Below are 14,562 nucleotides of genomic sequence, written 5' to 3' on the forward strand. Positions count from 1 at the left end.
ATCCCAGGATGGACGCAGGCAACCGATCCCCAGGAGTTCCCATGAAGACGCTCATCGTCCACGCCCACCCGGAGCCGCGCTCGCTCAACGGATCGCTGAAGGACCTCGCGGTGGCGACCCTGGAGGCCGCCGGGCACGAGGTGCGGGTGAGCGACCTGTACGCGATGAACTGGAAGGCGGCCGCGGACGCCGCGGACTACGGCGCCTACGCGTCGAGCCCGTTGCAGGTGGTCCGGGACTCGGGCCGGGCCTTCGCCGCCGGGGCCCTCACCCCGGACGTCCGCGCCGAGCAGGAGAAGCTCCTCTGGGCCGACACGGTCATCCTCCAGTTCCCGCTGTGGTGGTACGCGATGCCGGCCATCCTCAAGGGCTGGGTGGACCGGGTGTTCACGTACCGCTTCGCGTACGGCGTCGGCGAGCACAGCGACACGAAGTACGGCGAGCGCTACGGCGAGGGCACCCTGGCGGGCCGCAGGGCGCTGCTGTCGGTGACCGTCGGCGGCCCGGAGGCGCACTACGCGTCCCGCGGCATCAACGGCCCCATCGACGACCTGCTCTTCCCGATCCAGCACGGCATCCTCCACTACCCGGGCATCGAGGTCCTGCCCCCGTTCGTGGTGCACGGCGCCGACCGGATGTCCGCTGAGGAGTACCCGGACGTCGCCAAGGCCTGGGAGCAGCGCCTGCTCACCCTGGAGACGACCGAACCGATCGCCTTCCGCCGGCAGAACTTCGGCGACTACGAGATTCCCTCGCTGCACCTGAAGACGGGGCTGGAGGCCCCGGGCCGCACGGGGTTCGGCCTGCACGTGGACGGCTGACCGGCGTACGGGACCCGAATCGGCGCCGTACGGGTCCGGGACAGTTCGGCGCCGGTGACGGCTGCGCCGGCGCCCTCTGCCCGGGCGTCCGCACCCTCTGCCCGGGCGCCGGCGGCCTTCCGCCCGGGCGTCGGCGGCCTCAGCTCAGCTGCTCGGCCAGTCCGACGATGACGCCGGCGGGACCGCGGACGTAGGCGAGCAGGTAGACGTCCTCGAAACGGGCGATGTCCCCGAGGAGTGCGGCGCCGTGCGGACGCAGCCGCGCGACGGTGTCCCGGATGTCGTCGACGGCGAACATGACGCGGTGCGTGCCCAGGACGTTGTGCGGGCGGTCGCGCGGTTCGGTGGCCGTCGCCGCGGGGCTGAGGTACTGCGCGAGCTCCAGGCGGCTGTGGCCGTCCGGGGTGCGGAGCATCGCGATGGCGCAGTGGACGCCGTCGAGCCCCGTGCACCGGTCGGCCACGAGGCCCTGGACCTCCGTCCTGCCCTCCAGCTCCATGCCGAGTTCCTCGAAGAACGCCACGGCGGCGTCCAGGTCGTCGACGACGATGCCGACGTTGTCCATCCGCTGAATCGCCATGCCGGTCCTCTCCTTCGTTTCCTTCGTTCGCGCACGGCCGCCGAGCGGTGCCGCTGCCGCCCCGGGGACGGAGCGGCCGACGGATTCTCGACATCCGGAGCCGCCGCACCCAGGATGCGCCACGCGCGCCCCTGCGGCGGGCGTGCCGCGCCTCAGCGTGCCGCGCCCTCCTCCAGCAGCGTCATCAGGGCCCGGGCGGCGGGGCTGGTGGCCCGGGCCGGCGGCAGGAGGGCCACGGTCTCGTAGACGGCCTCGCCGGCGTCGGGCAGGGGGACCGCGTGCAGGGACGGCCGCTTGTGCCGGAAGTGCCGGGGTACGGCGGCGATCCCCAGGTCCTCCTCGACCAGGTCGAGGAGACTGTGCACGTCGTTCACCTCCAGGCTCACGGTCCGCGGCACGCCCGCGGCGGCGAAGGCGGCGTCGGTGGCCCGGCGCGGCCCCCAGCCGGGGTGGAAGTCGACGAAGACCTCCCCGGCGAGGTCGTGCGGGGACAGGGCCGAGCGGGCGGTGGCGAGCGGATGCCCCGGGTGGCACAGGAGGGTCATCGGCTCGGCCGCCAGCGGCACCGAGCGCAGCACGTCGGAGTCGGCGCGGCTCCGGTAGGCGAAGGCCAGGTCGAGCCGCCCGGCGCCGACGTCCTCGGCCAAGGCGAGCCCGCCCTCCTGCCGCAGCCGGATCTCCACCTCGGGGTGCCGCCCCCTGAACGAGGCCAGCAGCCCCGCCACGTGCACCCCGGCGACGCACTGCTCGGCCCCCAGCGAGAGCGTGCCGCGCACCACGCCCTGCACGGCGGCCACCGCCTCGTGGGCCGCCCGCACCTGGGCGAGGATCCGCTCCGCCTCGACGAGCAGCGCCCGCCCGGCCTCCGTCAGAGTGACCCGGCGGGTGCTCCGGACGAACAGCGGCGCCCGCAGGTCCCGCTCCAGGGCCCGGATCGAGGCCGAAAGACCGGACTGGGAGACCATGAGCCGCTCCGAGGCCCGGGTGAAGTGCCGGTCCTCGGCGACGGCGACGAAGTGCTGGAGATGACGCAGTTCCATGATTCAGAAGCCTAAGCGCTGAATCCGATCGGATTCTCCTGTTGGATCCATGCCCGCCCGACGGGGGACATTGGTGTCGCACGACAATCCGCGCCCCACCCGAAACACCCGGGTGCCGTCCTCTGCCCTGGAGTCGCGTTGTACACCCCCCATCCCGACCGCTACGCCGACATGCCGTACCGGCGCTCCGGCCGCAGCGGCCTGAAGCTGCCCGCCCTCTCCCTCGGCCTGTGGCACAACTTCGGCCCGGACCGGCCGGCGGAGACCCAGCGCGCCATCCTGCGCCGCGCCTTCGACCTCGGGATCACCCACTTCGACCTGGCGAACAACTACGGCCCCCCGCCGGGCGCGGCCGAATCCGCCCTCGGCGGCTTCCTGCGCACGGACTTCGCCGCCCACCGCGACGAGCTGGTGATCTCCACGAAGGCCGGATACCTGATGTGGCCCGGCCCGTACGGCGAGTGGGGCTCCCGGAAGTACCTGCTGTCCTCCCTGGACCAGAGCCTGCACCGGCTCGGCCTCGACCACGTCGACATCTTCTACTCGCACCGCTTCGACCCGGACACGCCCCTGGAGGAGACCATGGGCGCCCTGCACTCCGCCGTCCAGCAGGGCAAGGCCCTGTACGTCGGCGTCTCCAACTACTCGGCCGAGCAGACCCGCGAGGCCGCCCGCATCCTCGGCGAACTCGGCACGCCGCTCACCCTGCACCAGCCCCGCTACTCGATGCTCGACCGGCGCCCGGAGGACGAGGGCCTGCTGGACGCGCTCGACGACCTGCGGGTCGGATCCATCGCCTACTCCCCGCTGGAGCAGGGCCTCCTCACCGGACGCTATCTGGACGGCATCCCCGAGGACTCCCGCGCCGCGAGCGACAGCCCCTTCCTGAACCGGGACGCCGTCACCGAGGACCTGGTGACCCGGCTCCGCGCCCTGAACGACATCGCCGCCTCCCGTGGCCAGAGCCTCGCCCAGCTCGCCCTCGCCTGGGTGCTGCGGGGCGGCAGGGTCACCTCCGCCCTGGTGGGGGCGAGCAGCGCCCGACAGCTCGAGGACAGCGTGGCCGCCCTGCGCACCCTCGACTTCACCCCCGAGGAGCTGACCCTCGTCGACACCCTGACCCGCGTCTGACCCGCGGGGAGAGCCTCCAGGGCGGACCGCCGACACCAGCTCCGCGAAGTGGCTTGAATTCGACGTCGCATGTCTCGGACCCGATGTCCAGCGCGTGCTGGTCGTCGCCGTCCGCCTGAGCGGTCTGCCCGGCCTGACCCTGCGGACGCCGAGCGTGACCACGGACGGCGGCTCGCCGCTGGAGGTGCGTCCCCCCGGGAGGCGCTCCGGATTCAGGCGGCCCCTGCGCGGGGCTGGCCAGGGGTGATCGATGCCGCTCCGGGTGCGAGCGGAAGGACGGGCCCGCACCCGGAGGGGCTAACGGAACGTTCCTGTGCGGCCGCCCCAGGCCGCTCGTACCGAGGCGTCGGCGTTCATCAGGGCTGGCCGGGGAAGGGCGCGGGGTTCCCGCCGCTGCCCAGGCGTTCGAACTGCTGCTGCACGTTGGCGGAGAAGGCGTGCGGGTCGGAGACCGTCGCCGCGTTCATGGCCACCGTCAGGATGCCGCTGATCGGTGCCCGGGGGGACGTCCTGACAGGAGTGCAGAGGAAGTCGAACTCCTGGTAGCCGCCGTGTTCGGCGGTCGGCAGCGAGGTCCGGTGGGTGACCGGCTGACCGCTGTGGAAGGCGGTGTCCATCGCGTCGAAGACGCCGGCGCTCCGCAGGCCGGGCAGTTCCTCCGGGCCGGGCAGGTACTGCCGTCCCAGGCCGAAGACGACCGCCTGGCGCCCGTTGGCGTAGCGCATCAGATGGCGGGGGCCCTCGGTGAGCATGATGGGGAAGGGGGCTCCGTCGAAGACGGCGAACAGCTCCTGCTGCTGGGCGAGAAGGCTGTCACGGAGCCTGAACTCCGACACGAGCGTCTGCGCGAGGTCGTGCATCAGCTCCTTCGTCTGGGCGTCCCACTGGCGGGGGGACGTGTCGGCCACGCACAGCGTGCCCAGGATCATCCCGCTGTTGTCCCGCAGCGGAGTGCCGAGGTAGGAGCGCACACCCATGTCGTTGACCAGGGGATTGCCCGCGAAGCGCGGGTAGTCGAGCACGTCGTCGAGAGCCAGCTGGGCCCCCTGGGCGACGACGTGCGGGCAGAAGCCGTAGTCGCCGGGTGCCTCGCGGGCCACGGAGTTGCTCAGGTCGAACGTGATGCCCGCGTCGGCGCTCGTCCGCTCGTCCGGAGAGGCCTCGGCAGCGCGCGGCACGTACATGCCCCGGAACATCTGCGTCTGGTCGTTGATGAAGTTGACCATGGCGAGCGGCGCTCCGGTCACGGTCGCAGCCACCTTGGCCACGCGGTCGAAGGTGGCTTCCGCATCTGCCGAGTTGAGGCCAAGGGCCTGAAGGCGCTGCCGCCGGGCCTCGCCACTTGTCTGGGGATCCATGAGATCACATGAAATCAGATCGCAGAACCTGGTGGTTCGTCATCTACCCAGTTTTACAGACCGGTTGGCAGTGTCGAGGTGTACGCAGCTGCCGGGGCCGTGGCGGTCGGTCCCCTTTGGAACCGGAAGAAGGGGAATGGAGTTGAATCTTGAAGATTATCCGAAAAATCCTGATGTTTCAACGGGTAGCGATCATTTCACGCCAACTGCTGGGCGGGAGGCGAGGAATCACGACACTGCATATGACAATCGTGCGGGATTGATCTAGGGCACGGGAGCGAGCGGGCCGAGGGGACGGGCGTGTGATCACAGCGACTCAGGGGCAGCAGCCCCCGTGTGTGCCGGCCGACCCGGCGGGACGCCGCGCGACCGGGCCCTACGACACGGGACCCCGCCCGGGGTCCCCCTGCCCGACATGAACCCCGCTCCGGTCATGTGGAGGCAGGTCCCCGAACAGCCCCAGAACCGGGATCGCAGGCCTTCACCTGCTGTACTGCCCGGGCACGGTCCACCGAAGTGAAGCTGCTCCAAACTGTACGTCCTGCGGTGCGGCATTGAGGGAGTTTTCTGAATGAACGGAGCGAACGCGGATGCGCGCTCAGTGGCAGTGGTCGGAATGGCCTGCCGCCTTCCGGGGGCCGGCGACATCGACGAGTTCTGGCGGTTGCTGTGCGACCGGGCCGACGCCACGGGGGAATCCCCGCCCGACCGCTACGACACCGGGTCGCTGAACTCCGCGCAGGCCGACACCGGCTCCCTCGGCGGCCGACGCGCCGGATTCGTCGACGGCCTCGCCGACTTCGACGCCGACTTCTTCGGCATGTCCAGCAGTGAGGCGGCCGAACTCGACCCCCAGCAGCGGCTCCTGCTCATGACGGCGTGGGACGCCCTGGAGGAGGCCGGGCTCCGGCCCGACCGACTGGCGGGGACCAGGACCGGCGTCTTCGTCGGCGCCACCCGCGCGGACTTCGTCGAGCGCGCCTTCCGCCACGGACCGCAGGCCATGACGGCCGTGCAGTACCTCAACTTCCGTTCGGTCATCCCGGCCCAGGTGTCGTACGCCTTCGACTTCCGCGGCCCGAGCATGCTCATCGACACGGCCTGCGCCTCCTCCCTCTACGCCGTCCACAGCGCCGTGCAGAGCCTGCGCGTACGGGAGAGCTCCCTCGCCCTGGCCGCGGGCGTGAACCTGGTGCTCCGCCCCGACGAGGGCATCATGATGTCCCACGCCGGGACGCTGTCCGCGGACGGCCGCAGCCGCTTCGGCGACGCCCGGGCCGACGGACACGCCCCCAGCGACGGCGTCGGGGTGGTCGTCCTCAAGCGCCTCGCGGACGCCCTCGCGGACGGGGACCGGGTGCACGCGGTCATCGCCGGCAGCGCCGTGGGGACGGACGGCCGCACCACGGACCAGCTCCTCAACCCCTCGCTCACGGGCCAACTTGACGTACTCCGCTGGGCGTACGAGGACGCGGACCTCGACCCGGCCCGGGTCGACTACGTGGAGGCGCACGGCACCGGCAGCCCCCTGCTCGACCCGCTGGAACTCCAGGCCCTCGGCGAGGTCCTCGGAGCGGGCCGGCCGGCCGACAGACCGCTCCTGGTGGGCTCGGCGAAGTCGAACATCGGCCACGCGGAAGCCGCCGGCGGCATGGCCGGACTCATCAAGACGGTGCTCTGCCTGCGGAACGGACAGGTGCCCGCGAGCCTCCACGTCGAGGAGCCGACCCCGTACGTGGACTGGGACCGGCTCCCGGTGCGCATCCCGGTCGCCCTCCAGGACCTCCCGGCCTCGGACCGCCCGGCGGTCGCCGGCGTGTCGAGCCAGGGCGTCTCCGCGCTCAACGCCCACGTGGTGCTGCGCCAGGCGGACCCCGCCCCCGCGCGCCGCCAGGCCGAGCCCGCCCCGGGCACCCCCTACGTCCTCGCGCTGTCCGCCCGCTCGCCCCAGGCCCTGCTCGACCTCACCGAGGCCTACATCGCCCACCTCGGCACCGGCGGCCGCGGAGCCGCGCACCCGCTCCGGGACATCTGCCACACCGCGGCCACCCGCCGCACCCACCACGCCCACCGGCTGGCCGTCGTCGGATCCAGCCACGCGGAGCTCGTCCGGGCGCTCTCCCGCGGCTCCGCCGACCCGCTCGGACACCCCGGGACCCCCGCCGCCCTGGCGGAGGCCGTCCAGCGGTACCGCGCCGGCGAGGACGTGCACTGGGAGGCGCTGTTCGACGAACCCGGGACCGTGGTCCCGCTGCCCCGGTACCCGTGGCAGACGCGCAGGTACTGGCCGGGCGAGGACCGTGCCGCCGGCGCGGAGAGCGCGGCGGACTGGCTGCTGCGCGAGCACGCCCGCACCGACTTCGACGACGCCTCGCGGCTCGCGGACATAGGCATCGACTCCCTGGCCAGACTCCAGCTCATCGTGGAACTGACCCAGCAGACCGGCCAGGAGATAGACCCCGAGGAGGTCGGCCGCCTCGGCACCGTGGGCGAGCTCCGGGTCTGGACCGGCTCGCTCGAGGCCGGTGTCCGATGACCGAACCGCGTCACGCCTACGGCTGGTTCACCCGGTCCGTCGAACGGTACGGCGACACCCGCGTCGCCCTCGAGGTCGCCGGTCACTCCCTCACGTACCGCGGGCTCGGCGCCCTGGCCGAGGGCTACGCCGCGCAGATCCTCGCGCGCACCGGCCCCGCCCCCCGGCGCATCGGACTCCTCGCCGGGCGCACGCCCTCCGCCTACGCGGGGTACCTCGCGATCCTCCGGGCCGGCGCGACCGTGGTGCCCCTCAACCCCGAGCACCCCGCGTCCCGCACCGCGTCCATCGTCGACGCGGCCGGCCTCGACCTGGTCCTCACCGACACCCCGGGCGCGGCGGCCGGCCTGGGTGTGACGGAACTGCCGCTCGACCCCGCGTCCGCGCCCGACGTGCCTCCCGTCGACGCGTCGGCCGTCCCCGACCCGGGCCCCGAGGCCGTCGCCTACATCATCTTCACCTCCGGATCGACCGGCGCACCCAAGGGCGTGCCCGTCCTCCACCGGAACCTGTCCGCCTACCTCACCTCGATGGCCGAGCGCTACGACGTCGGGCCGGACAGCAGGATGTCGGCGGCCTTCGACCTGACGTTCGACGGCTCCGTGCACGACCTCTTCGTCGCCTGGGCGGCGGGCGCCACCCTGGTCGTCCCGTCCGCCGCGCAACTGCTCTCGCCGGTCGCCACCGTCAACAACCTGCGGCTGACCCACTGGTTCTCGGTGCCCTCCCTGATCTCCTTCGCGGAGCGGCTCGGCACGCTCAAGCCGGACAGCATGCCCACCCTGCGGTGGAGCGTCTTCGGAGGAGAGGCACTCCCGCTCCGCTCCGCGCGCGCCTGGCACGCCGCGGCGCCCGGCAGCACGATCGAGGTGCTGTACGGACCGACCGAACTGACCGTCTCCTGCACGGCGTACCGGCTCCCGGACGATCCCGCGGACTGGCCCGCCACCCCCAACGGCACCACGCCGATCGGACGGTGCCACCCGGGCACGGAGCACCTGATCCTGGACGAGGACGACCTCCCCGCCGACACCGGCGAACTGCTCGTCCGCGGACCGCAGCGCTTCCCCGGCTACCTCGACCCGGCGGACGACGCCGGCCGCTTCCACCCGCCCGTACCGGGAGAGGGAGACGGCGAGGACAAGCAGGCGGGCGCCGACCACTGGTACCGGACCGGGGACCGGGTCGCCCTGCGGGACGGGGTGCTCGTGCACCTCGGGCGCACCGACCACCAGATCAAGGTGCGCGGCCACCGCATCGAACCCGGCGAGGTCGCGGCCGTGCTGCGGGAGCTGACCGGCGTGCGCGAGGCGTACGTCCTCGCGGTCCCGGACGTCCACGGGACGCCCGAGCTCCACGCGGCGGTGAGCGGCGGCGACTGCGACCCGCAGAGGCTGTTCGCCGAACTCGCCGACCGGCTCCCGCCCTACCTGCGGCCGCGCCGCATCTCGGTCCTGGACAGCCTGCCCCTGAACGCCAACGGAAAGATCGACCACCGCGCCCTGCTGACCGAGCTGTCCCCCGCACGCTGACCGCCGCCGCGCTGGGCCCGACCGGGGGGAGACGGGCCCAGCGCGAGGCGGTTCAACCCACCATTCCTATGAGGCAGCACCCATGTTCGACGTCATCGTGGTCGGCGCCCGCGTCGCCGGCTCCGCCACCGCCCTCCAGCTCGCACGGGCGGGGCACCGCGTCCTGGTCCTCGACCGCGCCACCTTCCCCTCCGACACCCTCTCGACGCACCTGATCCACCAGCCGGGGATCGCCGCCCTGGCCCGGTGGGGCCTGCTGGACGAGCTGCGGGCCACCGGCTGTCCGCCCCTCGGGAACGTCGTGTACGAGGTCGGCGGCGTCCGCCTCGAAGGATGCGGACGCGGCATCGACGGCCAGCGGGCCGCCTACGCACCCCGCCGCCACATCCTGGACCCCCTCCTCGCCGAGGCCGCGGCCAGGGCCGGCGTCGAGATGCGGCTGAGCTCCCGCGTCACCGGACTCCTGCGCGACGAGACCGGTCGCGTCGTCGGTGTGGAGGGCACCCACGCCGGAGCACCCTTCCGGGAGCGGGCCCGACTCGTCGTCGGCGCGGACGGCATGCGGTCCACCGTCGCCGACCTCGCCGGAGCCCCGATCACCTCCGAGCACCCGCGACTCACCTGCGCCTACTACTCGTACTGGCAGGGCGTACCGGCCGACCTCGAACTGTACGAGGCACCCGACCGCTGGGTCGCCGCCGTCGCCACCCACGAAGCCACCCTGGTGCTGACCTACTTCCCCCAGGCGCGCTTCGAGGAGGTCCGGGCCGACGCCGAGCGCCACCACATCCGGCAGATCCACGCCACGGCCCCCGCCCTGTACGACCGTCTGCGGGGTGCCACCCGGATCGAGCGCCTGCGCGGCACCGGCGATCAGCGGAACTTCTTCCGTCAGGCGTCCGGGCCGGGTTGGGCCCTGGTCGGCGACGCGGGCCACCACAAGGACTCCATCACCGCACGCGGCATCAGCGACGCCTTCCTCCAGGCCGAACTGCTCGCCCGGCACGTCGGAGGACGGCTCGACGACGATCCCGCCCTCCTCGACCAGGCGCTCGACGCGTACGGACAGGACCGGGACGCCGCGCTGCGGCCCGGCTACGAGGCGACCCTCGCCGTGGCCCGCCTCGACGAGCAGCACCCCAGCCGCCTGGCCATGCTGCGCGCGATCCGCCAGGATGCCGAACTGACCTCGATCTACTTCGACATGGTCGCCGGCAGCGCCACCATCGGCGACCTCTACACCCCGAAGCTGCTCGCCCTGCTGTGACTCCGCCCATTCGGTGCAATCGCTCATCAACTCGCCTTGCGAATGGATCTGTTGAGGGCACCGGATGGCAACGGACGCGGCGGACTCCCGTCATGGACTCCTGATACGGTGCGGCATGATCACTGCCGCGCTGCTCCGTGTCCAGGCGCCACGCCGCAGGAATCAGGACCGCTGAGCATCAACTTCACTGTCGTCAGCTCGCTGCGAGGATTCAATTCAGATGTCAGGCACTAGCGACCCGAAGGCGCGCCACCGGCTTGCCCCGCGCAGGTCTCTCCGCAAGCAGCTGATCATGCCGATCGTCGCACCCGCCATCGCCCTCACCGGTCTGTGGGGCTACACGGGCGTCGGTCTGGCCAGTGAACAGATCCAGCTGCAGGACGACGCCGAACGGACCGGCACCACCGGTGGCAGCGCGCTGAGCGTCGTCTCGGCCCTCCAGCAGGAGCGGCGCCTCACGGCCCTGTGGCAGGCGGGCCGTTCCGAGGCGGCGCGGACCGCCCTGGACCAGGCGCGCACCCGGACGGACGCCGCGGTCGTGGACTTCCGGGCCGGCCTGGCCGGCGTGGACGGTTCGCTCGGCGCGCCGGCCCGGAGCCTCGGCGCGTCCCTGGACACCCTGGCCGGACAGCGCGAGGCGATCGACGCGCGCACCCTGTCCTCCGAGGACGCCTTCCGGCAGCTCACCGACGTCATCCGCAGCGGCACCGACCTGATCGGCTTCGCGGTGCGCAGCGAGGACGGCCCGCTGTCCCAGGGCGGCAACGCCACGGCCGCCCTGGTCCGCATGGTCGAGATGCTGTCGCGCGAGGACGCCCTGCTGACCGCGGCGCTTCCCCAGCGCAGCATGTCCGCCGCGGCCCGGCAGCAGTTCGGCCACTACCGCGACGCCCAGCGCGAGATCCAGGCCTCCCTGGCCGTCGGCGACCTGCCCGAAGCGACCCGCGCCCGCTACACGCGGATCGCCGCGTCCGAGTCCTCGTCCACCGTCGTGTCGATCGAGGACGCGGTCGCCACCGGAACGGCCACCGGCCTGCCGGACTCCGCGAACGCCTGGCGGAGCGACGCCGACGCCCTCGTCACCGACCTCCAGGGCCTCGCCGCCGGCTCCCTGGACGAACTCGCCGACTCGGCGTCCGGCCGCGCCACCGGCTTGCTCATCGGCCTGCTCGCCGGTACGACCCTCACCGTGGGACTCCTCACGGCCGGCGCGGTCCTCGGCCTCCGGGCGCGCCGCTCGACCCTCGACGCCGTGACGGAACTCCAGCGCCGCACCGAGGAGATGGCCCGGAACTGGCCGCAGACGCTGGCCCAGTCCGAACGAGGGGAACCGCTCGCCCCCCTCCCCGACGAGCCGCACGCCCTCGTCCCCGGGGAACTCCAGCACCTCGGAGCCGCGATCGACCGGCTCCAGCACGCCGCCGTCGACACCGTTCTCAGCCAATCCCGCGGACACGCGGGCGCCGAGAAGGTGCTGGGCCAGCTCACCCGCCGCACCCAGACCCTGATCCACCGCCTCATCGCGCTCCTGGACGACCTGGAGCGCAAGCACGGGGACTCCGACCTCCTCAAGGACATCTTCAAGGTCGACCACCTCGCCACCCGTGTGCGACGGCACGCGGAGAACCTGGTCATCCTCGGCGACACGCCCCCGAGCCGCCGGATGACCGAGCCGGTGACCATCACCGACGTGATGCGCAGCGCCGTGGCCGAGACCGAGCACTACACCCGCGTCAAGGTCGAGAACCTGCCCGCCACCAAGCGCGTGGCGCTGGCCGGCCGCGCGGTCGCCGACGTCACCCACCTGCTCGCCGAACTCGTCGAGAACGCCACCAACTTCTCCCCGCCGTACACCCAGGTCGTCGTCAGCGCGCTGCACGTGGCCGAGGGAGTGGCCCTGCACGTCGAGGACCACGGACTCGGCATCCCCGCCGACCAGTTGGCCCAGGCCAACCACATCCTCGCCCACCCCCAGAAGCCCGACATGGCGGCGCTCGGCGCGGACCCGCGGCTCGGGCACTTCGTCGTCGCCCGCCTCGCCCAGCGCCACCGGATCCGGGTCGAACTCCGCGCCTCGGTGTACGGCGGCACCCTCGCCATCGTCTTCCTGCCGGCCCACATGCTGGAGGAGCTCGACTCCCCGGTCATGGACCAGCTCCGCGCCGCCGCCCAGGTCTCCGGGAACGTCGTCACCACCGGCTCGGTTCCACCCCCGCAGGTCACGTCGTCCATGGGGCCGGCGCCCGCCGTGGTGGCCGCCCCGGTACCGCAGCCGCAGCCGATGGCCGCCGCGTCCGACACGGTCGGGCTGCCCGTGAGCAACGAGATCCACAGCCGGGTCGCCGACAGCGGGGACCTCGACGACAGCGCCGCCGGCCACGTCTGGGACTCGCCCGGCGGGTTCCCCGACTACACCGGGTTCCCGACGTACGGCGGCGCCGGACTGGTCTCGCCCCACTCCACGGACCAGCCCGAGCCCGTCCCGACGCCGCACCGGCCGGACGCCGCCGTACCCCCGCCGCCCGCCTACGCGCCCCGGCCGCCGGCCGCCGGCCGTCCCGCGCCGCCCGCACCTCCCGCGGCCGTCCCGCCGGCTCCGCCGGCCGCCCCCCGCCCGTACGCCCCCCAGGGCGCCGGTGGGTCCGACCTCCAGCAGCCCAGCGCCCTCCCCAAGCGCACCCGCGGCTCCAGCCTGGCCGTGCAGCTGCGCCGCGAGGCCGCGGACGCGGGCACCCGGATGGACGACGACGGCGGACGGCCGCCCAACCCCGAAGCCTCGGCCCGCATATTCGCCGCGATCCGACGAGGGATGGATCAGGCCACCGGAACCCACCACTTTCCTGGCGCGGGCGATCGACAGGCAGACTGACAGCACGTTGGACTTGACGAACCGTGAAGGATGGAAATGACTGAAGTGGCCACCAGCAGGCAGCTGGACTGGGTCCTGGACGATCTGGTGGGACGCATCCCGGAGATCCGCTGCGCCATCGTTCTGTCAGGCGACGGTCTCTTGATCGGAAAGTCGAGGGACCTGCGCAGGGACGACGCGGAGCGGCTCTCCGCCCTCGCGTCCGGCCTGCACAGCCTCGCCCGGGGCACCGCGCAGTACTTCCACGGCGGAGCGGTCCAGCAGACCGTCATCCAGATGGAGAACGCCTTCCTCTTCATCACCGCGGCCGGACAGGGGGCGCGACTCGCCGCGCTCGCCTCGCAGGAGGTCGACGCCGGGATGATGGCCTACGAGATGGGAACCATGGTGAAGCAGGTTGGAACCTACCTCAGTGCCGCCCCGCGTCTCTCCGCCCAGCACGCCGTCGCACACGTCCAGGATGCCTGAGACACACGGGCTCGACGGGTCGCCCACTGGACGTCATCTCCGGCCGTACACCATCACCGGTGGGCGCACCCGCCACACGCACTACCACTTCACGCTGATCACTCAGGTGCTCACGCGGGCGGCGGACCCCGAGCGTCCGAACCGGACGCCGGAAGCGGCGCAGATCCTCGATCTGTGCCGCCACCGGGCCGTGGCCATCGCCGAGATCGCCGCGCACCTGGATCTGCCCGTAAGCGTTGTCAAGGTCCTCTGCGGCGATCTGCTCGCCGACGAGGACGTCATCGTGCAGGCGCCACCCTCACAGTCCGACAGGCCGAGCGTGGAACTCATCGAAAGGGTTATCGATGGCATCCGCCAGCTCTGAACCAATCGCTCTCCCCACCGCCGTGAAGATCCTCGTCGCGGGCGGCTTCGGCGTCGGCAAGACGACGATGGTGGGGTCGGTGAGCGAGATCGCCCCGCTGGAGACGGAGGAACGGCTCACCCAGGCCGGGCAGAACGTCGACAGCCTCGCCGGAGTCGAGGGCAAGACGTCGACCACCGTCGCCATGGACTTCGGCCGCATCACCATCAGCCCCGAGCTCGTGCTGTACCTCTTCGGCACGCCGGGGCAGGAGCGGTTCTGGTTCATGTGGGACGAGATCGCCTACGGCACGCTGGGCGCGCTCGTCCTCGCGGACACCCGCCGGCTCGACGCGTCCTTCGGCTCCATCGACTTCTTCGAGGAACGCGGCATCCCCTTCGCGGTCGGGGTGAACTGCTTCAACGGCGAGCGGGCCTGGACCACCGACCAGGTGCGGGCCGCCCTCGACCTCGACCCGGCCGTACCCGTCGTGATGTGCGACGTCCGCACGCGCGAGTCCAGCAAGGAGGTGCTGCTCGCCGTCCTGGAGGCCGCTCATCGCCGCGCGTCCCCCCAGTTCTCGACGAGCGCGCCCTGACGGACCGGCGGGAGGTGGA

The 14,562-nt window shown here is 72.5% G+C and carries 12 protein-coding genes; 9 read left to right on the top strand and 3 right to left on the bottom strand.

What is annotated here, in order from left to right; translation table 11 throughout:
- Positions 1–41: 41 nt before the first annotated feature.
- Positions 42–821, top strand: coding sequence for an NAD(P)H-dependent oxidoreductase (locus tag ACY0MR_RS34145; protein ID WP_473557377.1), 780 nt, complete (start codon positions 42–44; stop codon positions 819–821).
- 139 nt (positions 822–960) lie between these two features.
- Here the strand turns inward: ACY0MR_RS34145 and ACY0MR_RS34150 are convergent, their stop codons facing one another.
- Together ACY0MR_RS34150 and ACY0MR_RS34155 are read right to left on the bottom strand one after the other, a co-directional pair.
- Complete coding sequence (locus ACY0MR_RS34150; protein ID WP_388797634.1) at positions 961–1,401, bottom strand: VOC family protein; 441 nt, start codon at positions 1,399–1,401, stop codon at positions 961–963.
- Positions 1,402–1,553: 152 nt separating this feature from the next.
- Positions 1,554–2,441, bottom strand: coding sequence for a LysR family transcriptional regulator (locus ACY0MR_RS34155; protein ID WP_392865759.1), 888 nt, complete (start codon positions 2,439–2,441; stop codon positions 1,554–1,556).
- A gap of 138 nt (positions 2,442–2,579) precedes the next feature.
- Here ACY0MR_RS34155 and mgrA point away from each other — a divergent pair, with 138 nt between their 5' ends.
- Positions 2,580–3,572, top strand: a complete 993-nt coding sequence (gene mgrA, locus ACY0MR_RS34160) for an L-glyceraldehyde 3-phosphate reductase (protein WP_388797640.1) — start codon at positions 2,580–2,582, stop codon at positions 3,570–3,572.
- Positions 3,573–3,928: 356 nt separating this feature from the next.
- On the opposite strand, the gene ACY0MR_RS34165 is transcribed toward mgrA, so the two are convergent.
- The gene (locus tag ACY0MR_RS34165) at positions 3,929–4,930 is read right to left on the bottom strand and encodes a GAF domain-containing protein (RefSeq protein ID WP_473557381.1); all 1,002 of its coding nucleotides are present in this window, start codon (positions 4,928–4,930) and stop codon (positions 3,929–3,931) included.
- A 601-nt stretch (positions 4,931–5,531) separates the two neighbouring features.
- Between ACY0MR_RS34165 and ACY0MR_RS34170 the strand changes: the two genes are divergently transcribed.
- The 7 genes from ACY0MR_RS34170 (at position 5,532) to ACY0MR_RS34200 (ending at position 14,543) form a co-directional block, all read left to right on the top strand.
- On the top strand, positions 5,532–7,466 hold the full coding sequence (locus tag ACY0MR_RS34170) for a beta-ketoacyl synthase N-terminal-like domain-containing protein (protein WP_473557383.1): 1,935 nt from the start codon (positions 5,532–5,534) through the stop codon (positions 7,464–7,466).
- Positions 7,463–8,998 (top strand): amino acid adenylation domain-containing protein, encoded by a 1,536-nt coding sequence (locus tag ACY0MR_RS34175; RefSeq protein ID WP_404084829.1) that lies wholly within the window; start codon positions 7,463–7,465, stop codon positions 8,996–8,998. Before ACY0MR_RS34170 ends, ACY0MR_RS34175 begins: the two co-directional genes overlap by 4 nt.
- An 82-nt stretch (positions 8,999–9,080) precedes the next feature.
- Positions 9,081–10,265, top strand: coding sequence for an NAD(P)/FAD-dependent oxidoreductase (locus ACY0MR_RS34180; protein WP_392865750.1), 1,185 nt, complete (start codon positions 9,081–9,083; stop codon positions 10,263–10,265).
- A gap of 220 nt (positions 10,266–10,485) precedes the next feature.
- On the top strand, positions 10,486–13,134 hold the full coding sequence (locus ACY0MR_RS34185; protein WP_404084825.1) for a sensor histidine kinase: 2,649 nt from the start codon (positions 10,486–10,488) through the stop codon (positions 13,132–13,134).
- 36 nt (positions 13,135–13,170) lie between these two features.
- Entirely contained in the window at positions 13,171–13,602 is a 432-nt protein-coding gene (locus tag ACY0MR_RS34190) for a roadblock/LC7 domain-containing protein (RefSeq protein ID WP_148006897.1), read from the top strand.
- On the top strand, positions 13,595–13,966 hold the full coding sequence (locus tag ACY0MR_RS34195) for a DUF742 domain-containing protein (protein WP_361863573.1): 372 nt from the start codon (positions 13,595–13,597) through the stop codon (positions 13,964–13,966). Before ACY0MR_RS34190 ends, ACY0MR_RS34195 begins: the two co-directional genes overlap by 8 nt.
- Positions 13,947–14,543: a GTP-binding protein gene (locus ACY0MR_RS34200; RefSeq protein ID WP_361863575.1), complete on the top strand. Its 597-nt coding sequence runs from the start codon at positions 13,947–13,949 to the stop codon at positions 14,541–14,543. The genes ACY0MR_RS34195 and ACY0MR_RS34200 overlap by 20 nt, the downstream gene beginning before the upstream one ends.
- The last annotated feature ends 19 nt before the right edge of the window (positions 14,544–14,562 follow it).

Source organism: Streptomyces sp. JN8, from assembly GCF_055808075.1.